The following is a 21,954-nucleotide window of genomic DNA, read 5'->3' as shown; positions in this document are numbered from 1 at the left end:
GGCGGGGGCCCAGGGCTTCTCTGCCGGATCGCCTGTGACCCTGGACCCCGCCTTCGCCGGGGAACTGCCAGGTCGCGAACGCCTAAACGACCGCTTCTGGCACGAGGGTGGAACGTCCGAGATTGGGTGGCTAGCCGCCACGGCCAGATTTGCTGGACGTTTTATGGGTCATTCGTCCATGCGGGCGAGGCTTGGCTTCATCGGGAATTTGGGGCGGGCCAGCCATTTTTATTTCCGCGCCGCCGCTTCTAATGTGGCAATTTATAGTTGTTCGCCGCCGCCACTGCTACGGTATCGATATCCACGCCCGAGAATGACGAATAAATTACAATATCCGAAGGCGCAGAACTAGCTGCGTCGCACTTTAGGGCAGTCTTAATGCCCTCTTTTTGAATTTTTTCCTTTCTGATCCAAACTTTCGCGGCTGCCATAAATGCAACCTTGCACCCCGTCGTAATATTCCTCAGCGCACCTACAGAGATGCTCTCTGGATCACCTTCGTCTCGATATAGTTCAATTGATTTCGGCGAATGGGCGTCGCTTGGGGGCGTGCCTTTAGACAAAGTGTCTATAAATCTGCCAACGGTTGACTTGTATTGAGCAAACAGGTGTTCATCGAACTGCCGCCACGCAGGTCCGCTTGGGGGCGGCGGCTGCCAACCCATAGGACTGCCTTCGATAGCCTTCACGGAGACGATGTTGCCGTCGTTCTGCCTTGCCCGAACGATGACATACATCACCCTAACCTCGCCCGCGATGACGCACTCCAAAAATTGATGGCGGCTAAATTCAGGGACTTTATCCTCCCAGAGCAGAGCGGTTCCGCCTCCCCGACAATTCGATAGCATAGCGCGCAATTGAGTAATGGGGATCAATCGACTGTCGACCAACGTTTCCCATTCCGCCGCTGAAATAATCTTAGGCCCTGCCGGCCGTTCAGAAAATCGACGAATTGTCGCCTCGATCGGTCCATTGGATGTCGATGCGCCACCTGTCAGATACGCGATATAGTTATCGGAGAGCTTCTGCAGGCGCGGGCCATCCTGAGCATGGACTGGGGCCCCAAAGAGAACGAACCCTATCCACCCGAAGGAAAGGAATCGCCACATCGCTCTCACTGGTCACACTCCCCGAACACGATATCCAATGCCCAAGCTCCAAATCGAGGTTCATAATCTAAGCGCCGCAAAGTAGACTATAGCCTTCGCGGGCATGGCTGCAATTCGGGCGTTTGCAGCCCGGCAGCTTTTGGATCGGCCGTCTCCGCTGAGCGGCCGCTATTGGGCGGAAAGCGGTCGTTGTGCTTGCCTAGGAAATGGTCGATCGTTCTCACGAACGAGCGATAGCGGGAAGCGGGCTTCGACATGGCTCACAATAGAAAGTTGGTAATAGGCTGTGTCGCGCTTACGATGGCTAGAGTGCGGCCCACAAAGGCCGTGGCATCGGCCGGTAATCGGGTACGCGAGGAATTGGAACAGGAAATAATCCAGTCAGAGTATCTCGAAAATACGCCATTCAGGTGGGTCGGGCTCATCATTAGAGAGGGGTTGGTCGATGAGGAAAAGCCGCATTTTGGCAGGATAGACCCCAAAGATGGTGAACTGCCACTGGCGATAGAAATCGATGTTCATCGGCTATTGGGCGCAACCGAAGATGAGATGGCTCGGGTATATCGGAAGGCAACGCTTACTGCACTGGTCCACGCTGGCAAGAAATACAATTTGCCCATCGATAGGTTTAAAGAACTTCTTGATGCGACTTGAGGCCGGCAAATCCCACGTCCGCTATTGGGGCGTTAGCCGACAAGCTGCTCTTATGAGCCCACGGCCTAAACCGCTGCATCTGAATATCGATACGCACCCCTCCCTCTAAGGCAGGGGTGTAACCCGCACGCCGTTGCCTTTCACGGAACCTTTGCAGCATAGAAAAGCTCTAAGTGATTACGGCGCCGCAACCGGTCGGTCGCTGCTGAGCTGGAGCGGGCGTGAGCGGTAGCGACGAAGAGACGGACGCAGGGAGTGTGCAACCCGCTGCCCCCCGCGGGATGTCGCGCCGGCGCCGCATTGCCATTGTCCTGTCCATCGTTCTGGTGGTGGCGCTCGCCGCGGTCTGGCTGCAGCGGCGCACGATCGCGCGCGGCTTTGTCGATCGCGAGCTGGCCGCGCGCGGCGTTGCCGCCCGCTACGAGATCGAGCAGCTGTCGCCCTGGCGGCAGCGGCTGACCAATGTGTCGATCGGCGATCCGCGCGATCCCGATCTGGCCGCGGACTGGATCGAGCTGCGCACCGCGCTCTCTCCCTGGCGTGCCGAAGTGCTGGTGGTGAAGGCCGGCGCGATCCGGGCGAAGGGGCGCATCGTCAATGGGGCGCTCTCGCTGGGATCGCTCGACCGGCTGATGCCGCCGCCCTCGGGCAAGCCTTTCTCGCTCCCCCGCATGATCGTCGATCTCGCCGATGCCCGGCTCCGGCTCGACAGCGATGCCGGCCGCGTCCTGCTGCAGTTCAGCGGTAAGGGGATGCTGAGCGACGGGTTCGCCGGCAATGTGCGCGCCACCGCGCCGCGCCTGCGCCTTGCCGAGTGCACGCTCGACGGCACCACCGCCCGGATGCAGCTGCGCATCCGCAAGGGAGCGCCCAGCCTCGAAGGGCCGGCCCAGGCGGCGCGGCTGGCCTGTGCGGATGTCCGCGCCGCGCAGCCGCGCATCGATCTCCGCGCCGCGCTCGACGCGTCGCTGGCACGCTGGCAGGGCAGTGCCGGCCTCGCCGCGCCGGCCGTCGCGTCTTCGCTCGGCAGCCTGCGCCTGTTCAGCGGCACGGTCGATTTCGCCGGCACCGGCGCCCGCACCGAGGGCAAGGTCGCGCTCCGCTCCGGCGCGCTGGCCGCCCGGGAGATCAGCGCGGGCGCGGCTGCGATCTCGGGCAGCTACACGCTGGGTGATGCGGCGGCGTTCCAGGGCGAAGTCGCGTTCGAGCGCGCGGCGCTGCCGCCGGCGATGCTTGCGCGCCTGGCCGGCTATGGCGATCTCGGCCAGGGCAGCCCGGTGGCGCCGCTGGTCCGCAAGTTCGCCGGTGCCGTGCGCGACGCCGGCCGGCGTTTCAGCGGCACCGCCGCGGTGGCGGTCACCCCGGCCGAGCTGCGCCTGCGCAACCTGGCGGTCGCGGCGGCATCGGGCGCGCGGCTGCATTTCGGCCAGGGGCCGGGCGGGCGGCTGGCCTTGCCCGGCGGCGACATCGATCTGGCGGGCCAGCTGTCGCTCGGCGGCGGCGGACTGCCCGATGCGGTGGTCCGCCTGTCGCGCCGGCCGGGCAGCGCCGAGCTGCGCGGCACCGGTTTCGTCCGGCCCTATGTGGCGGGCGATGCGCGGCTCGCCTTCTCCAATCTCGATTTCCGCCTGCGCGGCACCGCCGGCGAAATGCGGACTTCGGCGACGTTGTCGGGGCCGGTGAGCGGCGGGCGGGTCGACGGGCTGGCGATGCCGTTGCTCGCCCGCTGGGACGCACGCGCGTTCGAGCTGAACCCGGGTTGCGCCACGCTCGGCTTCGCGCGGATCTCGGTGGGCAGCCTGGTGCTGGACGGCGATCGGCTGCCGCTTTGCCCGGTCGGCCCGGCGATGGTCAGGTGGAGCCCCCGGGGCCTTGCGGGCGGGGTCCGCGGCACTAAGTTGAACCTGCACGGCAAGGTCGGCGACAGTCCGCTGGATCTTGCCGTGGACGCGGCGCAGCTCGATCTGGGGGCGAGCGGCTTCCGCCTCGCCGGCGCGGCGCTGCGCCTGGGTGCCGATCAGCCGACGCGGCTCGATATCGCGCAGTTGGACGGCGGTTTCGGGTCGGGGCTGGCCGGCGATTTCCTGGGGCTCGGCGGCCGGATAGGCGCGGTGCCGCTGGTGGTGTCGGAAGGGAAGGGGAGCTGGAAATTCGAGGACGGGAACCTCGCGCTGCTGGGCGGTTTCACCCTCTCCGACGCCGAAGCCCCTGCGCGTTTCGAATCCCTCGCCGCCCCCGCCGCGACCGTGAATTTTCGCGACGGCAGGATCGAAGCGCATGCCGATCTGCTCGGCACCAAGCGCCAGGTCGCGGTGGGCAAGGTGGAGATCGCGCATGACCTGGCCAAGGGCGAGGGACAGGCCGTGCTCGATATCCCGGGCATCCGCTTCAAGGTCGACGGCCTCCAGCCGACGGATCTTACCGCGCTCACCTATGGTGTGATCGCGGATGTCGAGGGCCTGGTAGCCGGCACCGGCCGCTTCGCCTGGTCGGGCGACACGGTGACCAGCACGGGCCGCTTCACCGCGACCGACATCGCCCTGGCGGCGGCATTCGGTCCGGTCTCGGGGCTGACGACGCAGCTCGATTTCGTCGACCTGCTCAACATGCGCACCGCGCCGGGCCAGGCCGCCCGCGTCGCCGAGATCAACCCCGGCGTCCCGGTCCGCGACGGCGCCCTGCGCTACCAGCTGCTCGACAGCCGCCGCGTCCAGGTGGAGGGCGCCCGCTGGCCCTTCGCGGGCGGCGAGCTCGTCCTCGACCCGACCATCCTCGACTTCAACGAAAAGGGCGAGCGGCGGCTGACCTTCCACGTCAAGGGCGCGGATGCGGCGCTGTTCCTGAAGGAAATGGCGTTCGACAATCTCGACGCCACCGGCACGTTCGATGGCACGCTGCCGATGATCTTCGATGCGAATGGCGGGCGCATCGAGGGCGGCGAGCTCCGCGCCCGGGAGGGAGGACACATCGCCTATGTCGGCGAGGTCTCCCGGCAGGATGTCGGCCTGTGGGGGAACATGGCTTTCCAGGCGCTGAAGTCGCTGAACTACCGGAACCTCACGATCCGCATGAACGGCCCGCTGGCCGGCGAGATGATCACCGACATCAACTTCTCCGGCATCAGCCAGGGCAAGGGCACGAAATCGAACTTCCTGATCCGCCGGCTGGCGCGGCTGCCCTTCGTGTTCAACGTGCGGATCAGCGCACCCTTCCGCCAGCTGCTCGACTCGGTGCAGTCCTGGTACGATCCCCGCCGCCTGATCGAGCGGAACCTGCCCGCATTGATCGAGGAGCAGAATCGTGCACAGGAGGCGGCGAAACCAGCCGTTCAGCCTCGCGAAAGCGCCCCTGTTCCATGAAAGGCAAGAAGATGCAGTTTCGACGCATGACACAGGTGCAACCATGCTGGCGCAGATATCTTGCAGTAGCTCCGATCCTGCTCGCGGGCGGCTGCATCAACGTGACCGCGCCCGACAAGCCGATCGTCATCAACCTCAATATTTCGATCACCCAGGAAGTAGTCTATCGTCTCGACAACAAGGCGAAGGAACTCATCCAGGACAATCCGGGAATTTTCTGATGCGCAACATGCTCTCCACCCTCGGCCTGTCGGCGGCGCTCGCAGCCGGCCTGATCGCTCCCGCCTTCGCCCAGCGCGACCCGGCCTATCAGGCCGCGCGCGAGGACGGGCTCGTGGGCGAGCAGCCCGACGGCTATATCGGCATCGTCGGCGCGGCCACGCCCGCGCTTCAGGCGATCGTGAACAACATCAACATCCAGCGGAAGAGCCAGTACACCAAGCAGGCTGCCGCGAGCTCGACCGTGGAGCAGATGGCTTTCGTCACCGGTTGCAACCTGATCCTGCGCACCGTGCCGGGCGAAAAGTACCGCGCCCCCGACGGCCGCTGGCTGACCCGTGGCAACGACGCTCCGGTGCGCGACCCGCGCTGCCTCTGACGCGATCGCGTCGGAATTGCAGGAACAGGGTGTGGCCGGGCGGTGAGGGAACCGCCCGGCCATCCTTCTTCAGAACTTGATCGTGGAACCGAAGAAGAAGCCCATTCCCATTGCGTCATAGGTGGTGGGATAGGTGTTCGCGCGCGGATTGTTGACGATCGGCGGCTTGTGATCGAGCAGGTTGTTGATCCCGCCGAACAGCCGGACATTGTCCATCTTGTAGGCGAAGGACAGGTCGAAATATTGCTGCGGGCGAATCCGCGGATTGACCAGGTTCGCCAGGTCCGGCGTGGTCGTGCTGCCCCGGCGCCTGGGCAGCAGATAGGTGTCGATCGTCACCGCATCGATGAAGCGACCGCGCACGCTCAGGTCGAGTGGGCCGTTGCGCCAGGTGACGCGGGTCACGCCCCGGAATTCGGGGATCGGCTCGCCGCAAGTGGTGCCGAACGCGCCGACGCATTCGTTCTTGATCGCAGGCAGCGCCGCGACGGGAACCGAAGTGAACTCGCGCGTCCAGGTCCAATTGGTGCCCAGCTCCAGCGTGCTGTGCCCGTCGCCCAGCCCCGGCAGCGCAAAGCCCAGGTCGAAGGCATAGCGTGCGCCGAAGTCGATGCCCGAGGTCTTGAGCGAACCGGTGTTCGCCTGGAGGATCTGCGCGGTATATTGCCCGCTGATCTCGCCGGTCGCCGGGTTGCGGCTGATCGCGCGGCAGAACTCGCTCGTGGCGTCCTGCACCGTGTTGTAGCAGAGGCTCAGCGTGTTGTTCAGCCCGCCGCCCAGCGGCGCGATCGCGCCGTCGAGCGTGATGTTGAAATAGTCGACGCTCAGCACCAGTCGCGGGATCGCGCGCGGCGTGATCACCGCACCCAGCGTATAGGTGTTCGAGCGCTCCTCACCGACACTGGGGTTGCCGCCATAGGTGGCGGTGACGGTGTTGTTCGGCTGCACCGGCGCGGTGAACACCATCGATGCCGGCACGCCGGTGGCGATGCAGAGATCGCGCACCGCCGCGGTCTGCTGCGCGGTCGGCTGGCGGCTCGAACAGGGGTCGATCGCCGCTTCGCTGCTCTGGCGCAGGCCGCCGAACAGCTCGCCGACATTGGGCGCCCGCACCGCGCGCTGATACTGGCCACGAAGCGCGATATTGTCGTCGACGCGCCATTCAATGCCACCGAGATAGGTCCAGACGCCGCCGACACCCTTCAGGTCATAGTCGGAGTAGCGGAACCCGCCATTGGCGGTGAGCTTCTGGATCAGTGGCAGGTCGTGGAGCAGCGGCAGCTTGACCTCGCCGAAGATCTCGCGCGCGGTGATGCTGCCCTTGGTCGGCTGGCTTGCCGGAAAGCCGACCGCGTCGCCCGAGGACAGGAAGGTGTCGGGCGTGTAGCGCGCCGAGGACTTGCGCCACTCGGCACCCAGCGAGAAGCCCGCCGGGCCGGCCGGCAGCTTGAACAAAGTGCCCGAAAGCGTGGCCTGCGCCACCTGCTGCTTCGCCACGCTGCGGTTGGTCGCGTCACCGATGATCGAGTCCACTGCCGCTTGGGACATGTTCTGGCCGAAGATGTTGATCAGCGGCGCCGCGCCGTTCTGCGAGAGCAGCCCGGTCTGGTAGCGGCTGCGCGAGATATTGCCGTCCTGGCTGTCGCGCTGCTTCGTCTCGGCATAGCTGTAATAGACGTCGTAGTTGAGGTCGCTCAGGAAGCTGCTCGACACGCTGCCGATCTCGCCGCGCAGGCCGACCTCGACCAGCCGCCGTGCCGCGGTGAGTGCGACGATGCCGTCGCCGGGCCGGTTGGTCGCGCTTGAGGTGCGCTCGGCCAGGTCGAGCTGCTGCAGCACATTCTGCATCGCCGGGGTGAGATAGGGATTGTTGGTGTTGAACAGGAAGGTGCCGCTGATGCTCGCCGGCGCCAGCTGCTGGTCGACCTTGTTCTGGCTGTAGTGGAACTCGCCATAGGCGGTCGCCGCGTCGCTGAAGTCGTAATGGCCGAACGCGTTCACCATCCAGCGCTTCTGCGGCACGATCAGATAATTGTCGGGCTGGAGGTTGTAATTGTCCTGCGGATCGAGCGCCGGGCGCGCGGCCGTGCCGGCATCGTTGAAGGTGAAGCCGCGCGAGCCGAGCCCGCCCAGGCCGGCGGCGACCAGCGCCGCATCGAGCCCCGGGGTCGAGGTCGAGGAGCCGACCAGCGGCACGCCGGTGAAGCGGCCATTGGGGATGTCGCCGCTGCCGCTGGCGATCAGCCCGGGCACGCCGCCCGCCGCGCGGCAGGTCGAGCCCGAGGGCACCGCGATCGGCTTGCCCGCGCCGCGCTTGTCATAGCTTTCGGGCGTCACGCAGCCATCGACCAGCCATTGCGGCGCGAAGTCGCCGCGCTGGCGCCGGGTCACCGCGCCGCGATCGAGATAGTTGCCCGACACGGTGAGGTTGCCGCGCCCGCCGCCGAAGTTCCTACCCAGCGTCAGGTCGATGCTGTAGGTCGGCGTTGCGGTTGGGCTGTCTAGATTGAGCTGGCTGCCGAGCTCGATCCCCTCGAAATCGTCACGCAGGATGAAGTTGATCACGCCGGTGATCGCGTCCGAGCCATAGACCGCCGACGAGCCGCCGGTGACGATCTCGGTGCGCTTGATCAGCGCGGTTGGGATCGAGTTGAGATCGGTAACCTGCTCGGGGCCCGAGATGGTGAAGCGCCGGCCATTGACCAGCACCAGGTTCCGCGTCGCGCCGAAGCCGCGCAAATTCGCATCCGCCGTGCCGCCGGGCACGACATTGCCGTACGCGCCGCCATTGGTGGAGGGCACGAACTGCGGCATGTCGTTGAACAAATCCTCGACATTGATCGTGCCGGAGAGCTGGATGTCCTCCTGGGTCACCACCGCGACTGGGGTGGCGGTATCGCGGACGCGCTGGGCGATGCGCGAACCGGTGACGGTGATTTCCTGGCCCTCGTCCTCAGCGACGGCGGGTTCCGGCTGGGGGCGGGGATCCTCCGGCCCCTGGCCAAGGCTGATCGTCGCGCCGCTGCGCGCAACCACGCGCAGCCCGGTGCCGCGCAGCAGCTGGTCGAGCGCGGCGTCGATCGACATGCGGCCGCTCACCGCCTTGGTCGTCTTGCCCGCAAGGCGCCCGGCGGGCGCAACCACCTGGATGCCGGCCTGGCGGCTGAACTCCGGAATGCCCTTTACCGCGGCCTGCTCGCGCAGGTTGAACTGGCGCACCTGCGCCTGGGCCGGCTGCGAGACGCACGCCATCACCACGGCAATCGCCGTGCCACACACCATCCTGGACTGCATTGAGTATCCCCGTTGGGCCGGCAAACGCCGGCGTCACCCGGTAGATGGCCGGGGCGCGATCTTCCCCCACCGGTGCGCGAAAATTATTTCGCTGGCGGTTGCCGGCTCAGGCGGATCGTGTCGCCTTCGATAGCGACCCGCGCGCCAAGGCTGGCGGCGATCGCCCGGGCGAAGCCACGCGGATCATTGGCGGCGAAGCTGCCGGTGATCGGTTCGCGCGCTAGCACCGGATCGGCAATCACGATCCGCACCGCGCCGTAGCGATCGAACTGCTTGGCGACGCTGGCCAGCATGTCGCCTTCGAACGCCAGTATCCCCTCGCGCCAGGCGAGCGAGCGCTGCAACGCATCGGGCTCGAGCCGGGTCACCCGCGCCGTGGCGCCGGGCGCGCTGGCGTCGAGCCGCATATTGGACTCCAGCACCCGTTCGACGCCGCCGGCGCCCACCCTGACCTTGCCGGTCGAGACGATCACCGCCAGCGGCACGCCTTCGATCGCGCGCACGCCGAAGGCGCTTTCGAGCGCACGCAGCGTCATTTGCCCGGCGAGGACGACAAAGGGCCGCCGCGCATCCTGCGCGACTTCGAAGAACGCTTCGCCCGAAACCAGCTCGATCAGTCGCCGGGCAGTGTCGAAGCTGCGCCGCAACCGGGTGCCTGGCCCCAAGGTGACCGCCGAGCCATCCTCCAGCGTCACCCGCCGCGTCTCGCCGATCCCGCTCGCAAGTTCGCCACTGTCGCCCAGCAGGCGCGGCACGACCAGCACGCCGGCCAGCGTCGCGGCGAGCGCCGTGGCGCCTCCGGCCAGCAGCCGGCGCCGGTTCAACAGGCCTTTTCGCGGTTCAACCTCGGCAGGCACCGGCCCGCGCGCCACTGCTTGTTCGGCATGCACCCACAGCGCCCGCGCCCGGGCCAGCGCACCGATCCGCCGCGTATCGACTGCCAGCCAGGCGTCGAGCGCCTGTTGCTCGGGTTCGCTCAGCCCACGATCGATCCGCGCCGCCCATTCGGACGCCGCATCATCGATAGTTTCGGCTGTCTCGCGATCGTGCATCCGGCGTGGCGTTCTTCTGGCTGGTTTCGTTCGGCTCCGGCGTGCCCGGCACCCTTTCCCCGGATGTAGATGCACGGGGCACCGCTTTTCCGCCACGTCCAAATTGCGCCATCAATATTCTGATGCCGCGGCCGATATGTTTTTCGACCGTACTCTCGGAAAGCCGGGTCGCGGCGGCGACTTCGCGCTGCGACAATCCCTCGACCCGGCGCAGCTGGAAGGCGCGCCGCGTCTGGGGCGGCATCGCCTCGATCGCGGCGGCGAGCCGGCGCAGGTCCTCACGCCCGGCGGCCTGATCGAAGGGGGAGGGCGCATCGTCCGCCGTGTCGAGCTCGGCCAGGTCGGCGACGGCCTGGATCGACACGATCTTGGCGCGCCGCACCCCCTGGAGGAACAGCGAGCGCGCGACCTGGAAGGCATAGGCGCGCGGATCGGCGATCTCGGCGACCGAGGCGCGGGTGGCGAGCACCGCATAGGTTTCCTGCACCAGGTCATCGACATCCGCGTCGTCGAGCGCGCTCAGCCCGTGCAGCCAGCGCCGCAGCGCCGGCTCGTGCGGCAGGATGCGCGTGGCGAGCCATTGGCTGCGATCGTCGGACGGAACACTCATCTCGGCGCCCCCTGCCACGCCATTGTGACAAGTCGGATGCGGTGGCGCCCGATCACTTCAATCCAAGCGCGTCCCGGATGATGTAGTGCAGGTCGGTCTGGTCGAGCAGGCCGCTGACGTTGACCGCGCGCGGGCCATAGGCCGCGATGCGCAGCTGGGTGCCGGTATGCCCCTGCGAGCCCTCCTCGGCGGTGCCGTAGCTGACCGTCATCACCCCGCCCTCGAGCGTGTTGAGCGCCGCGGTCAGGCCCGGTGCCCGGGTGCCGTTGCCGACGATCTGGCTGGTATGGGCATGATCGGCCGTGACGATCACCAGCGTGTGGCCGTCCTTGCGGGCGAATTCGAGCGCGACCTGCACGGCTTCGTCGAGATCGACCGTCTCGCCGATCTGCCCGCACGGATTGGCGGCATGATCCTGCTTGTCGATCGAGGCGCCTTCGACCTGGAGGAAGAAGCCCCTGGGGTTGCCCTGGAGCAGCGCGATCGCCTTGCGCGTCATCCCCGCCAGCGTCGGGATGCCGGCATCGCGCGCGGCATTGGGCTGGCAGGTGATCGCCGGCTGGTCGATATTGCCGTGATAGCTCGCCTTGGGACCGGTCCAGCGCACCGGCATGTTGCCCTCGGCGAACAGGCCGATCAGCGGCTGCTTGTCGTCCGCGCGGGTGACGGCGTCGAGCTCGGCGGCGTTGCGGACGATCCGGTAGCCGCGCGCCCGGGCCTGCTGCTCCAGCGTCTTGCCCTTCCACTTGCCGGCGCTCGCGGCCTCGGCGAAGCTCTTGGCGCCGCCGCCGAGCACCAGATCGGCCCGGACGTCGAGCAGCTGCTCGGTGATCGAGCCGAGGCCGCCATTCTCCAGCGCGTCCTGCGGGCAGGTCTTGAGCGTCACCGCCGGCGCATAGCAGCTGCGGAAGGCGACATGGGCGATCTGCGCGCCCGGGGTCGCGTCCTGGATCTCGGCGGTCGAGACGTCGCCGGTGGCGAGGCCGGCGGCCTTGGCATATTCGAGCAGCGTGCGCTGCGCCTTGCCGTTCACGTCGACGCCGATCGCGCCGTTATAGCTCTTCACGCCCGATGCCCATGCCGTCGCCGATGCCGCGCTGTCGGTGACGTAGTTCGGCTTGCCGGTCTCGCGATCGAGCGAATAATGCGTGTACTGGCCGGTGAAGGGCAGGGCGTCGATGCCCTTGAAATAGCCGCCGGCGCCCTCGGCATAGTTGCGCGCCAGGGTGATCTCGGAATCGCCCATGCCGTCGCCGATCAGCAGGATGACGTTGCGGACCTCGCCTTCCCTGCTCAGCTTCTCGTAGAGCGCGCGCATGTCGCCCGGCAGGCGCCGCGCGCCGCCCGGTTCGCGCACGTCACCGCGCGCGGTGCGCGACAGGTCGGGCGTGGTTTCCTGCGCCAGCGCGGGCTGGCTCGAAAGCGCGAGAAGCGCGGCGAGGGCGATGCGCGAGATCATGGCAATATACTCCGAAGCGGATAGCGGGCCGGCATGCCCAGGACATGCCGGCCCGGTCAGAGGGGTCAGAACTGGGCGCGGATGCCCAGCGTGATGCGGCTTCCCGAGAATTCGTAGGTGGTCGGGAAGGACGGATCCATCGTGTAGCCCGTGGTCTTGGCGTTCCCCACGTTGATGCCCTGCAGCTCCACGCGGAAGTTGCGCATCAGCTGGTAGCTCGCCGCGAAGTCGAACTGGCCATAGGCGTCGCGATAGACCGGATACATGTTCCGCTCGATCCGCTCCACATAGGCGCCCTTGCGGTTGTACGACACGCGCAGCGAGATCGGGCCCTTATCGTAGAACACCGTCGCATTGTACGTGTTGTCCGACAGGCCGATCGGCGAGGTCGGCACGCCCAGGTCGGACTGGCCGGTCAGCGAGCTGTCGAGGAAGGTGGCGTTGGCGTTGATGCCGAAGCCGTCCATCCAGCGGGCGAACATGCCGAACGGGATCACCGCGTTCAGCTCGATGCCGCTGACATTGTACGAGCCCTCGGCATTGACCGGCTGGTAGACGTCGAAATCATAGACGCCGTTGACCGAGCCGTTGGCGTTGTACACGGTCACGCCCTTCGCCACCCCGGTCAGGCGGCTCTGGACCACGCCCTTGATCTTCTTCCAGAAATACGACGCCGCCAGGATGCCGCCGTCCTTGCCGAGATACTTCTCGACGCCGACTTCCCACTGGTCGGCAAAGGTCGGCTTCAGGCCCGGATTGCCGTCGGTGTAGCGATAGCTGCTGAAGCTCGCGGTGCGCTTGTAGGCCAGGTCGGTCAGCGCCGGGCGGATCAGCGTCTGCGAAGCGGCGGCGCGCAGGTAGAGGCTGTCGGTCAGCTCGGCATGCGCGTTGAACGAGGGCAGGAACTTCTCGTAGCGGCCCGTGCTCGAAACCGGCGCCGGGGTCAGCCCGGTGGTGCCGTTCGGGTTCTGGACCTGGTGGAAGCCCTCCGAATTGATCGTCGTGCGCACATAGCGCCCGCCCAGGTTCGCCACGATCGGGAACGAGACGTCGAACTCCATGTCGAGCATCGCATAGCCCGCGATCGTCTCTTCCTTGACCTTGTAATAGTTGGCGTTCTGGAACGGCGTCACGAAGCCGGCCGGGCGGAAGAAGCTGCGGGCATAGTCGTTCGAGATCTGCGACCAGCTCAGGTTGCGCGCCTGATAGTCCTTGCCGCCGACGATGTCGGTCACATTGGTGAGTGGGCTGTCGCCGAGCTTGCGGACGTTGACATAGGCGGTGCTGCCGCGCGTCGGGCCCTGGATCTTCTCCTCGCCATATTGGCGCTCGTTGGTCTTGCTGGTGTAGCGGCCGCCCAGCGTGAAGCGCTTGAATACCGACGAACCGAAATCATAGCCCAGGTCGATCTGGCCGGCATATTTGTCGTCGTTGATCTGCTCGCGCGTCGTCTCATAGGCCTCGAACAGGTACTTGCTCGGCGCATTGTACATGTCGATCGTGTTGGGGTTGGCGCTCGGGATCGTCTCGCCGCCATTCTCGGTATAGCGGGTGCGCGACGGCGCATAGGCGACGTGCTTGAGGTTGGCATAGTCCAGCACCCGCTTGGCGCCCGAATAGCCGCCCAGCGCGTTGATCGTCAGCCGGCCGGTCTTCCAGTTCATCTCGCCGCTGAACTGGCGATAATCGGTATCGGTGATGTACTGCTTGCTCAGGAATTCGTGCTGGGTGTTGGTGTACGAAACGTCACGCAGCACCACAATGCCCGCGCTCGACAGCGTGGTCGCGTCGAAGCCGTGGATCGTCTCCAGCGTCGAGTTGCTCGAAGCCGAATAGCCCGCCGCGTCATACTCGTCCTCGGTCGTGTCGTACGAGCCGAGGAACGCGTCGAAGGCGAGGCTGAAATTGTTGTGCGGCTTGTACTGGAGCGAGCCCGAGATGCCGAGCCGGTCCTGATCGTTTTGGTAGACCCGGTCGCCCACCTTGTCGAGGAAGACGATCTTGTTCTTCATCGCGTCGGTGAAGGTGATGCCGGCGTCGCGCTGCAGCACCGCGATCGCCTGGTTGCGATAGGTGGTGCCGGCACGGTCGGTCCAGCGCGCGATCGGGCGGAAGTTGATGCCCGAATTGGAATCGGTGCGGTTGGTGCGCTGCTGCTTGGCGACCGAGATCAGCGCGCCGAAATCGCCGAAGGTGTTGCTGGCGAGGAAGGAGAAGCTCGGGTCGATCTTCTCGGAGATCGAGTTGTAGGCGCCTTCGGCGCTGCCGACCAGGCGCAGGCCAGGATTGTCGAACGGGCGCGCGGTGCGGATCGCGACCGAGCCGGCGATGCCGCCTTCCTCGTCCGCCGCGGTCGGCGACTTCTGCACGGTGACCGACTGGATCAGTTCGGAGGCGAAGATGTCGAACTCGACGTCGCGGCCGCCCGAGCCCGAGGCGGTGGCGAGCTTGTTGATCGAGACGAAGGTGAACTCGCTCGGCAGGCCGCGCACATTGACGCGGGTGCCCAGGCCCTTTTCGCGCTCGATGGTCACGCCGGGCACGCGCTGCAGCGCTTCGGACAGGTTCTGCTCGGGGAAGTCGGCGATGTCGGTGGCGACGATCGAATCCGAGAAGCCGATCGTGTTGCGCTTCATGTCGATCGCGTCTTCGAGGCTGCGGCGATAGCCGGAGACGACGATCGCGCCGCTGTCTTCCTCGGCGACCGGCTCGGCGGCCGGCGCGGTCTGCGCGGCGGCGGGGGCGACGCAGAGCGCCGCGAACGCCGCGCCCAGCAGAAGCTGCGCGGCATGGGTACGATGACTCGACTTGATAAGCATATCTATCCCCCTCTGGATATGGATCCCGCCATGTTGCGCGGGCGAACGCCGGCGTTTCCCGGCCTGCGAGAGACCGGGATGGCGGCGTTGTTCGAACTTCTTCTGTCGGCGATTCAGGGGCCCGTCGGCCCCTTCACGCCTGCCTCTCCGCTCCTCCAGGTCTGACGACGGCCCTGACGCGTCTCGACCTGAAACTTTTCTTTCGCGGGGTCCGGTGGGGAACAGATATTACGTGGCTGTGACGCGGGGCGAATATATCCGCGCCGCGCGGGCATCCCCCGCGCGGCGATCCGCGTGCAATGCCCGCAGGCCGTAGGGGAAAACACGCCGCCGGCCGGATATCAGACAAAATGTTGCTGGGGTGTTGGCTGGCGGTTGCCGATACTGCCTAGCGCCGCGCGGCCCAGCGGATCGCCCCCGAGATCAGCGTCTGGTGCAGCGGCTCGGCATAGGTCTCGGCCTTGTGCCCCAGCGCCGAGAAGAAGACCCGCCCCTTGCCGACGCACCGGGTCCAGATCAGCGGATGCGTCTTGCCCATCCGGGTGCGCTCCGGGAACGGCTCGTAGCTGGTCTCGTCCAGCGTCGCGAGAATGCGGGTGCAGTTGCCGCTCGGCACCTTGTCGAACGAATACCATTCCTCGGTCCGCACCCATTTGGCGGGCAGGTCGCGGGCGGCCGGGTTGCTGCGGTCGATCACGTCGATGCTGCCCTGCTGGAACTGCTTGGGCCGTCCGGTATGGCCGATGAACTGCGCGCCGATCAGCGTCTCGGGATACCACTTCCAGTCATAGGTCGGATCGCCGCCGGCGCCGTGGAGCAGTACCACGCCGCCACCTTTCTCCACCCAGGCCTTGAACGCTGCGCGCTGGCCGTCGTCGAAGATGTTGCCCGAAGTGCTGTTGAGCACGATCGTCGAGAATTTGGCGAGGTCGCGCGGGTTGATGACCGCGGCATTCTCGGTCTCGAACACGTCGCGCCCCTGCTTGCGGATGATCCCGGCGAGCACGGCCTTGGCGGCGTCGATCTGCTCGGGATCGCGGAAGCCGTTGGTCTTCGACAGGACGAGCACCGCGCCGCGCCGCAGCGGCGGCAGCTTGGGGGCGACCGTGTCCATCACTGGTGTCGGCCAGTTGCGCGGGTCGCGTGGCGGCGGCGTCGCCGATTGCTGCGTGGCGGGGGCGGTCTGGGCGAGCAGGGCGAGGGCAAGCAGGCTCAGCGACATCAACTCTCTCCGATCAATCCTGGTCGAGGCCGAATTCGGCGACGATCGCGTCATCATGTTCGCCCACCCGGGGGGCGCCGGCCGGGCTGCCGGCCCGCGCGCCATCGATGCGGACGGGGCTGCGGGTAGTCGTCACGCCGCGCCCGACCTGCTGGAGCATGTCGAGCCGCTGGAAGGCGTCTTCGGCAAGCAGGCGAGGCCAGTCGTTCACCGGCGCGCACCAGATGTCGTGCGGGCGCAGCCGGTCGAGCCAGTGCCGGGTGGTTGCCCCGACAAGTCGCACGGCGATCAGCGCCTTGATCGCGTCGCGTTCGGCAAAGGGATCGCGGCCGGCAAGCGGCAGGTCGAGCAGCGGCGCCAGCGTCTCGAGCGGGGTCATCGCCAGCGCAAGCCAGCCGTCCTGCGTTCGATAGGTGCCATAGGGCGCGGCGAGATAGGCATGGGCATTGTCCACCGCCGCGCGGCGGGGCGGGCGGCCGCCGTCGTTCAGATGGGTGGTCAGCACTTCGAACTGCAGGTCGATCAGTGCCTCGAGCAGGCTGGTCTCGACATGCGCGCCTTCGCTCGAGATGCCGCGTCGGACCAGCGCGGCGAGGATGCCCTCGACCAGCACATGTCCGGCGAGCATGTCCGCCACCGACAGACCGAAGGGTACCGGGCCGTCCTGCGCGTCGCCGCTCAGCCACATCGCGCCGGACAGTGCCTGGGCCAGCAGGTCCTGGCCGGGCAGGTCGGCCCAGGGGCCGTCCTCGCCATAGCCGGAGATGCTGCCGACGATCAGCCGCGGGTTCCGCGCGCGCAGTGCCGCCGGTCCGAAGCCGAGCCGCTCGGCGACGCCGGGCCGGAAGTTCTGGATCACCACATCGGCCTGCGCGATCAGCCGGTGGACGCGCGCCGCGTCGCGCGGGTCCTTCAGGTCGGCGGCGAGGCTCTGCTTGTTGCGGTTGATCGCGTGGAACAGCGTGGAGTCGCCGGCGATGTCGGTGTCGCTCAGGTAGAGCGAGCGGCAGATGTCGCCGCTCCCCGGCCGCTCGACCTTGATCACCCGCGCGCCGAGGTCGCCGAGCCGCAGCGCGGCGGAGGGCCCCGACAGGAACTGCGCCATGTCGATGATGAGCAGCCCCTCTAGCATTGCGAGTCCGCGTAGAGCCGGTTGAGCGCCGCGATGACGGAGGCGCCGTCCTCGCCCGCGCGCAGCCCCTGGTTGAGCCGTTCCGAGGCGGCATGCTGGAAGGCCATGTACCCGGCATGCCGCGGCCGGACCCAGGCATTGTCCAGTGTCGCCCGGGTAGCGCGATAGAAGTCGCCGCTGGCCGCATTGGCGGCATCGTCGTCCCACGCATCGGCATGCCCCGGCTGGCCGCCATTCGGAGCGATGATCCCGCGCTGCACCGCCCCGCTCGCCACCCAGACCGCGAAAGCAACTGCAGCCGCCCGATCCTGCGCATAGGCGGAGACGGCGATGCCCGTGCCCCCCAGCGCCGATCCGCGCGGGCCGTGGTCGAGCACCGGGATATCGGCGAAGCGGATGCGCGTGTCGCGGTAGCCGGGCAGGGCGTAGTTCACATAGCCATAGATCAGCGGCACCACCGCCAGCCGGCTGTCCGGCGCCGCCATCGCCTCGAACATCGCGATCGGGTCCATCGCGAACGCCGCCGGATCCGCCACCGCCGCGAGCAGGTCATAGGCCCGCACCGCCTCCGCCGGGAAGAACGCCTCGCCGCCCAGTTCGACGCCGGCGAGCCCGCACAGGGTGAACAGGCTCATCAGGCTGTGCGGCGGCCGCAGCGGCAGCGATGCGCGGCCCTCGGTTACCAGCGCGGCCAGTTCCTCCCACCGCGCCACCGGCCCCGCGACCCGCCCGGGCGCCCAGGCCTGGACCTGCGCCGCCGCGTCGATCGGCAAGGCCCATTGATGCCCGCCCCACGCATAGCTCTCGTAAGAGCCGCCGACCGAACCGCCCGCGATCTCCGCCAGGTCCACCAAGCCATCGAGCGCCACCAGGCATCCGCTCTCCGCGACCTGGCCGACATGCGGGTGATCGATCACGATCAGGTCATAGCGCCGCGCCAGCTCCTCGACCGGCCAGCTCTCGAAATCCTGCAGCGAGCGCCGGTCCCAGGCGATCGCCTGCCCGGTCCGCGCCTCCCATGCCGAAGCCGCCGCCACCAGCGGATCATAGCCACGCGAATGGTCCCAGGTCATGCCGCGCACGGCCTTCTCTCCCGTTTCTCCCGCTTCCCGGGAAATCATTTGACTCGGCATAGCCGCGACAATAGCGTCAGGGCAATAATCATATTAGAATATTAATCGGAGTGGATTGTGGGAGAGGGTGACCACAGCACAGGCACGGGCGCATCAGCGCCGCTGGCCGGCGTGACGGTGCTGGATTTCAGCCAGTTCCTCGCCGGCCCGTCCTGCGCGCTGCGCCTCGCCGACCTCGGTGCGCGCGTCATCAAGGTCGAGCGGCGCGAGGGCGGCGATTCGAGTCGCGGCCTGTTCCTCGCGGACATGGCGTTCGACCAGGACAGCGCGCTGTTCCACGCGATCAACCGCGGCAAGCAGAGCTACGCCGCCGACCTCAAGCACCCCGAAGACCTCGACGCCGTTCGCCGCCTCGTCGCCCGCGCCGATGTGCTGATCCACAATTTCCGCCCCGGCATCATGGAGCGGCTCGGCCTCGGCTGGGCCGACGTCTCGGCGCTCAACCCGCGCCTGATCTATGCCGGCGTCAGCGGCTATGGCCCCGACGGCCCGTGGCGCGACAAGCCGGGACAGGACCTGCTCGTCCAGTCGCTCTCCGGCATCGCCTGGCTCTCGGGCGACCAGAACGGCCCGCCAGTCCCCGCCGGCCTGTCGATCACCGACATGATGGCCGGCGCCCAGCTCGCCCAGGGCATCCTCGCGCTGCTCGTCCGCCGCGGCACCACAGGGCAGGGCGGCCGCGTCGATGTCAGCCTGATCGAGACCGCGATCGACCTCCAGTTCGAGCATCTCTCGGTCCATCTCAACCGCGACGAGACGATGCCCCCGCGCAGTGCTGTCGCGAACGGCAATGTCTATCTCGCCGCCCCCTATGGCATCTACCAGACCGCGGACGGCTGGCTCGCGCTCGCCATGGCCCCGGTCGACAGGCTCGGCACCATAATCGGCCTCGAAACCCTGGCCGGCTTCCCGCCCGCCAGCTGGTTCGCCGAGCGTGACGCGATCAAGGCGCTGCTCCGCGACCACCTGCTAAAGCGCCCCACCGCCGACTGGCTCGCCCTGCTCGAGCCTGCCGGCATCTGGGCGGCGCCGGTGCTCGACTGGCCGGCGCTCCGGGCCGAACCCGCCTTCGCCGCGCTGCACGCCACCCAGACGGTTCGCTCCCCCGACGGCGCCGAACTCACGCTCACCCGCTGCCCGATCCGCATCGACGGCAGCATCCTCACCTCGCCGCGCGCCGCGCCCCGTCTCGGCGCCGACCGCACCGCAATCGACCGGGAGTTCGCCGCATGATAGTCGAGCAATATTTCGAGCAGTACGAAATCGGCAGCACCCGCACGAGCTTTGGCCGCACGATCACCGAGACCGATTTCGTCGTCCATGCTGGCCATACCGGCGATTTCTTCCCGCATCACATGGATGCCGAGTGGTGCAGCACGCAGGAGATCGGCCAGCGCATCGCGCACGGCACGATGATCTTCGCGATCGGCATCGGGCTCACCGCCACGGTGATCAATCCGCACGCCATGTCCTATGGCTATGATCGGCTGCGCTTCATCCGCCCGGTCCATATCGGCGACACGATCACGACGATCACCCGCATCGCCGACAAGCGCGACCACCCCAAGCGCACCAGCCACGGCGTCGTCACCGAGGCGGTCGATATCCGCAACCAGCGCGGCGAGACCGTGCTGGCCTGCGAGCATCTCTATCTCGTCGCCCGGCGCGATCTGGCCTGAACCCGATGCGGTTGCGCCCGATCCCCCTGGTCCTCGCGCTCTGCGTCGTCGCCATCTCGGCGGCATCGCTCGCCGGCGTGCGCAATGCCGCGCGCGCGGCCAATGGCGCGGTGGCCAGCCAGGCGGGCAACGGCCCGCGCTACGGCCTGTCCACCGTCGGGCTCAGCTATCCCTTCGCCGCCGCCATCGCCAAGGGCTTCAGCGACGCCGCCGCCAAGGCCGGTGCCCGCGCCGTGGTGCTCGATGCCAAGGGCGACGTCCAGAAACAGGCCAACGACATTGACGACCTGATCGCCCAGAAGGTCGCCGGCGTCGCGGTGATGCCGATCGACTCCGTCGTCGCCCAGGGCTGGGTCCGCCGCGCCAATAGCCAGAATGTTCCGATCGCGGCGGTGGCGGCGCTGGTCGGCGATCCGCGCACCCGCGCGATCGACAACGTCTATCCCGGCCTCGTCGCGCTCGCTTCGCAGGACGAAGTCGCCGCCGGCCGCGCGGCGGGCTCGCTCGCCGCGACCTGGCTGCCGCGCGACCGCACCGCCCGCATCGCGATCATCGAAGGTGCTGCCGGCTTCCCCGAAGTCGAGCAGCGCGCCCGCGGCTTCCGCCTCGCGCTCGATGCCGCCGGGCTGCGCTACCGGATCGTCGCTTCGCAGCCGGGCAACTGGACCAGCCAGGGCGGGGAGGCGGCCTGCCAGAACATCCTCGCCGCCCAGCCCGATATCGACCTGTTCTATAACGAGGCCGACGACATGGTGATCGGCTGCGCCCGCGCCGTGCGCGCGGCGGGCGCAAAGGCCCGGCTGATCGGCGTCGGCGGCTCGAAGCTCGCCATCGCCTCGATCAAGGCCGGCGCGGTCGACGGCACCGTCTGCTTTAAGCCCGAGGCGCTGGGCGCGCTCGCCTTCGAAGCGCTGCACGACAAGGCCCAGGGCGCCTCGCGCTTCCGCACCTATCCGATCCCGGCGGTGACCCGGGCGACCGTCAGCGAATGTGTCGGCCAATGGTAGGCGCGCCGCTCCTCAGCCTCGCCGGCGTCGAGAAGATCTGGCCGAACGGCACCGCCGCGCTGCGCGGGGTCGATCTCACCTTGCATGCCGGCCGCGTCCACGGGCTGCTCGGCGCCAACGGCGCGGGCAAGTCGACGCTGATCAAGGTGCTTGCCGGCGCGATCCCGGCGAGCGGCGGCACGATCCACTGGCGGGGCGAACCCGTGCACTGGACCAGCCCGCGCGCGGCACGGGCGGCAGGCGTGGCGACGATCTACCAGCATATCCCGCTGGTGCCGACGCTGTCCGTGGTCGAGAACATGCTGCTCGAGCGTGCCGGCGGCTGGCGCGCCGATCGGGCAGGGCGCGCCCGCGCCGCCGAAGTCGCTGGGCTGCTCGGCAATCCCTTCGATCTCGATGCGCTGGTCGGCGATCTGCCGATCGGCACGCGCCAGATGGTCGCGATCGCCCAGGGGCTGATGGCCGATCCGGCGCTGCTCATCATGGACGAGCCGACCGCCTCGCTCGCCGAACATGAGCGCGAACGCGTCTATGCCGTGGTCCGCCTGCTCGCCGCACAGGGCCACGCGGTGCTGTTCGTCTCGCATTTCCTCGACGAGATCCTGTCGCTCACCGACGAAGTCACCGTGCTGCGCGATGGCCGCGCAGTGCTGCACGCCCAGACCGCGACGCTGGACGAAGCGGCGATTGCGGAAGCGATTGCGGGCCGTTCGGTTCAGGCGCTCGAACGTAGGTCGCGGGCCAGGCCGTTGGGCGCAATCGTGCCCACGGCACTTTCTGTTCCCCGGGGGGCCCCCGGGGGCCCGGGGTAAGGGGCGGAGGGGGGG

The 21,954-nt window shown here is 67.6% G+C and carries 17 protein-coding genes; 8 read left to right on the top strand and 9 right to left on the bottom strand.

What is annotated here, in order from left to right; translation table 11 throughout:
* Positions 1-248 precede the first annotated feature (248 nt).
* A complete protein-coding gene (locus AAHM44_RS21920) occupies positions 249-1,109 on the bottom strand; it encodes a hypothetical protein (RefSeq protein WP_342251318.1) in 861 nt (286 codons plus the stop codon).
* Between the two features lie 255 nt (positions 1,110-1,364).
* Between AAHM44_RS21920 and AAHM44_RS21915 the strand changes: the two genes are divergently transcribed.
* The 4 genes from AAHM44_RS21915 to AAHM44_RS21900 all read left to right on the top strand — a co-directional run bounded on the left by AAHM44_RS21915 (position 1,365) and on the right by AAHM44_RS21900 (position 5,720).
* On the top strand, positions 1,365-1,763 hold the full coding sequence (locus AAHM44_RS21915) for an Imm39 family immunity protein (protein WP_342251317.1): 399 nt from the start codon (positions 1,365-1,367) through the stop codon (positions 1,761-1,763).
* Positions 1,764-2,044: 281 nt separating this feature from the next.
* Positions 2,045-5,122, top strand: coding sequence for a YdbH domain-containing protein (locus tag AAHM44_RS21910; RefSeq protein ID WP_342251316.1), 3,078 nt, complete (start codon positions 2,045-2,047; stop codon positions 5,120-5,122).
* Positions 5,119-5,343: a YnbE family lipoprotein gene (locus AAHM44_RS21905; protein ID WP_260396173.1), complete on the top strand. Its 225-nt coding sequence runs from the start codon at positions 5,119-5,121 to the stop codon at positions 5,341-5,343. The genes AAHM44_RS21910 and AAHM44_RS21905 overlap by 4 nt, the downstream gene beginning before the upstream one ends.
* The gene (locus tag AAHM44_RS21900; RefSeq protein WP_269575997.1) at positions 5,343-5,720 is read left to right on the top strand and encodes a YdbL family protein; all 378 of its coding nucleotides are present in this window, start codon (positions 5,343-5,345) and stop codon (positions 5,718-5,720) included. The genes AAHM44_RS21905 and AAHM44_RS21900 overlap by 1 nt, the downstream gene beginning before the upstream one ends.
* A gap of 69 nt (positions 5,721-5,789) precedes the next feature.
* Here the strand turns inward: AAHM44_RS21900 and AAHM44_RS21895 are convergent, their stop codons facing one another.
* The 8 genes from AAHM44_RS21895 to AAHM44_RS21860 all read right to left on the bottom strand — a co-directional run bounded on the left by AAHM44_RS21895 (position 5,790) and on the right by AAHM44_RS21860 (position 18,429).
* Positions 5,790-9,014 (bottom strand): TonB-dependent receptor, encoded by a 3,225-nt coding sequence (locus tag AAHM44_RS21895; RefSeq protein WP_342251315.1) that lies wholly within the window; start codon positions 9,012-9,014, stop codon positions 5,790-5,792.
* Positions 9,015-9,097: 83 nt separating this feature from the next.
* Positions 9,098-10,066: a FecR family protein gene (locus tag AAHM44_RS21890; protein ID WP_342251314.1), complete on the bottom strand. Its 969-nt coding sequence runs from the start codon at positions 10,064-10,066 to the stop codon at positions 9,098-9,100.
* On the bottom strand, positions 10,032-10,676 hold the full coding sequence (locus AAHM44_RS21885; RefSeq protein ID WP_269575993.1) for an RNA polymerase sigma factor: 645 nt from the start codon (positions 10,674-10,676) through the stop codon (positions 10,032-10,034). The genes AAHM44_RS21890 and AAHM44_RS21885 overlap by 35 nt, the downstream gene beginning before the upstream one ends.
* A 52-nt stretch (positions 10,677-10,728) precedes the next feature.
* The gene (gene phoA / locus AAHM44_RS21880; protein ID WP_342251313.1) at positions 10,729-12,135 is read right to left on the bottom strand and encodes an alkaline phosphatase; all 1,407 of its coding nucleotides are present in this window, start codon (positions 12,133-12,135) and stop codon (positions 10,729-10,731) included.
* Between the two features lie 65 nt (positions 12,136-12,200).
* On the bottom strand, positions 12,201-14,954 hold the full coding sequence (locus AAHM44_RS21875) for a TonB-dependent receptor (protein ID WP_342251312.1): 2,754 nt from the start codon (positions 14,952-14,954) through the stop codon (positions 12,201-12,203).
* 388 nt (positions 14,955-15,342) lie between these two features.
* The gene (locus AAHM44_RS21870; RefSeq protein ID WP_342251311.1) at positions 15,343-16,176 is read right to left on the bottom strand and encodes a ThuA domain-containing protein; all 834 of its coding nucleotides are present in this window, start codon (positions 16,174-16,176) and stop codon (positions 15,343-15,345) included.
* 13 nt (positions 16,177-16,189) lie between these two features.
* Positions 16,190-17,308 carry a CaiB/BaiF CoA transferase family protein gene (locus tag AAHM44_RS21865; protein ID WP_342251310.1) on the bottom strand — a complete coding sequence of 373 codons (1,119 nt, stop codon included), beginning with the start codon at positions 17,306-17,308 and terminating at the stop codon, positions 16,190-16,192.
* The gene (locus tag AAHM44_RS21860) at positions 17,302-18,429 is read right to left on the bottom strand and encodes an extracellular solute-binding protein (protein ID WP_342251309.1); all 1,128 of its coding nucleotides are present in this window, start codon (positions 18,427-18,429) and stop codon (positions 17,302-17,304) included. Before AAHM44_RS21860 ends, AAHM44_RS21865 begins: the two co-directional genes overlap by 7 nt.
* Before the next feature lie 69 nt (positions 18,430-18,498).
* Here AAHM44_RS21860 and AAHM44_RS21855 point away from each other — a divergent pair, with 69 nt between their 5' ends.
* Genes AAHM44_RS21855 through AAHM44_RS21840 form a run of 4 tightly spaced genes read left to right on the top strand, consistent with a single transcriptional unit; the run spans position 18,499 to position 21,939 of the window.
* Positions 18,499-19,674: a CaiB/BaiF CoA transferase family protein gene (locus AAHM44_RS21855; protein ID WP_342251308.1), complete on the top strand. Its 1,176-nt coding sequence runs from the start codon at positions 18,499-18,501 to the stop codon at positions 19,672-19,674.
* The gene (locus AAHM44_RS21850) at positions 19,671-20,120 is read left to right on the top strand and encodes a MaoC family dehydratase (protein ID WP_269575988.1); all 450 of its coding nucleotides are present in this window, start codon (positions 19,671-19,673) and stop codon (positions 20,118-20,120) included. Before AAHM44_RS21855 ends, AAHM44_RS21850 begins: the two co-directional genes overlap by 4 nt.
* A 5-nt stretch (positions 20,121-20,125) precedes the next feature.
* Complete coding sequence (locus AAHM44_RS21845; protein WP_184168469.1) at positions 20,126-21,127, top strand: sugar ABC transporter substrate-binding protein; 1,002 nt, start codon at positions 20,126-20,128, stop codon at positions 21,125-21,127.
* Positions 21,121-21,939: an ATP-binding cassette domain-containing protein gene (locus tag AAHM44_RS21840; protein ID WP_342251307.1), complete on the top strand. Its 819-nt coding sequence runs from the start codon at positions 21,121-21,123 to the stop codon at positions 21,937-21,939. The genes AAHM44_RS21845 and AAHM44_RS21840 overlap by 7 nt, the downstream gene beginning before the upstream one ends.
* The last annotated feature ends 15 nt before the right edge of the window (positions 21,940-21,954 follow it).

The organism is Sphingomonas sp. OTU376 (assembly GCF_038440415.1).
GTDB lineage: Bacteria > Pseudomonadota > Alphaproteobacteria > Sphingomonadales > Sphingomonadaceae > Sphingomonas > Sphingomonas kyeonggiensis_A.
Note: the sequence above shows the minus strand (reverse complement) of the source record. Positions and strands in the feature narration are given on the sequence as shown.

Excerpts from the sequence above, each read along its gene's own strand:
- AAHM44_RS21920 (WP_342251318.1), bottom strand. The coding sequence starts at position 1,109 with ATGTGGCGATTCCTTTCCTTCGGGTGGATAGGGTTCGTTCTCTTTGGG.
- AAHM44_RS21915 (WP_342251317.1), top strand. The coding sequence starts at position 1,365 with ATGGCTCACAATAGAAAGTTGGTAATAGGCTGTGTCGCGCTTACGATG.
- AAHM44_RS21910 (WP_342251316.1), top strand. The coding sequence starts at position 2,045 with ATGTCGCGCCGGCGCCGCATTGCCATTGTCCTGTCCATCGTTCTGGTG.
- AAHM44_RS21905 (WP_260396173.1), top strand. The coding sequence starts at position 5,119 with ATGAAAGGCAAGAAGATGCAGTTTCGACGCATGACACAGGTGCAACCA.
- AAHM44_RS21900 (WP_269575997.1), top strand. The coding sequence starts at position 5,343 with ATGCGCAACATGCTCTCCACCCTCGGCCTGTCGGCGGCGCTCGCAGCC.
- AAHM44_RS21895 (WP_342251315.1), bottom strand. The coding sequence starts at position 9,014 with ATGCAGTCCAGGATGGTGTGTGGCACGGCGATTGCCGTGGTGATGGCG.
- AAHM44_RS21890 (WP_342251314.1), bottom strand. The coding sequence starts at position 10,066 with ATGCACGATCGCGAGACAGCCGAAACTATCGATGATGCGGCGTCCGAA.
- AAHM44_RS21885 (WP_269575993.1), bottom strand. The coding sequence starts at position 10,676 with ATGAGTGTTCCGTCCGACGATCGCAGCCAATGGCTCGCCACGCGCATC.
- phoA (WP_342251313.1), bottom strand. The coding sequence starts at position 12,135 with ATGATCTCGCGCATCGCCCTCGCCGCGCTTCTCGCGCTTTCGAGCCAG.
- AAHM44_RS21875 (WP_342251312.1), bottom strand. The coding sequence starts at position 14,954 with ATGCTTATCAAGTCGAGTCATCGTACCCATGCCGCGCAGCTTCTGCTG.
- AAHM44_RS21870 (WP_342251311.1), bottom strand. The coding sequence starts at position 16,176 with ATGTCGCTGAGCCTGCTTGCCCTCGCCCTGCTCGCCCAGACCGCCCCC.
- AAHM44_RS21865 (WP_342251310.1), bottom strand. The coding sequence starts at position 17,308 with ATGCTAGAGGGGCTGCTCATCATCGACATGGCGCAGTTCCTGTCGGGG.
- AAHM44_RS21860 (WP_342251309.1), bottom strand. The coding sequence starts at position 18,429 with ATGATTTCCCGGGAAGCGGGAGAAACGGGAGAGAAGGCCGTGCGCGGC.
- AAHM44_RS21850 (WP_269575988.1), top strand. The coding sequence starts at position 19,671 with ATGATAGTCGAGCAATATTTCGAGCAGTACGAAATCGGCAGCACCCGC.
- AAHM44_RS21845 (WP_184168469.1), top strand. The coding sequence starts at position 20,126 with ATGCGGTTGCGCCCGATCCCCCTGGTCCTCGCGCTCTGCGTCGTCGCC.
- AAHM44_RS21840 (WP_342251307.1), top strand. The coding sequence starts at position 21,121 with ATGGTAGGCGCGCCGCTCCTCAGCCTCGCCGGCGTCGAGAAGATCTGG.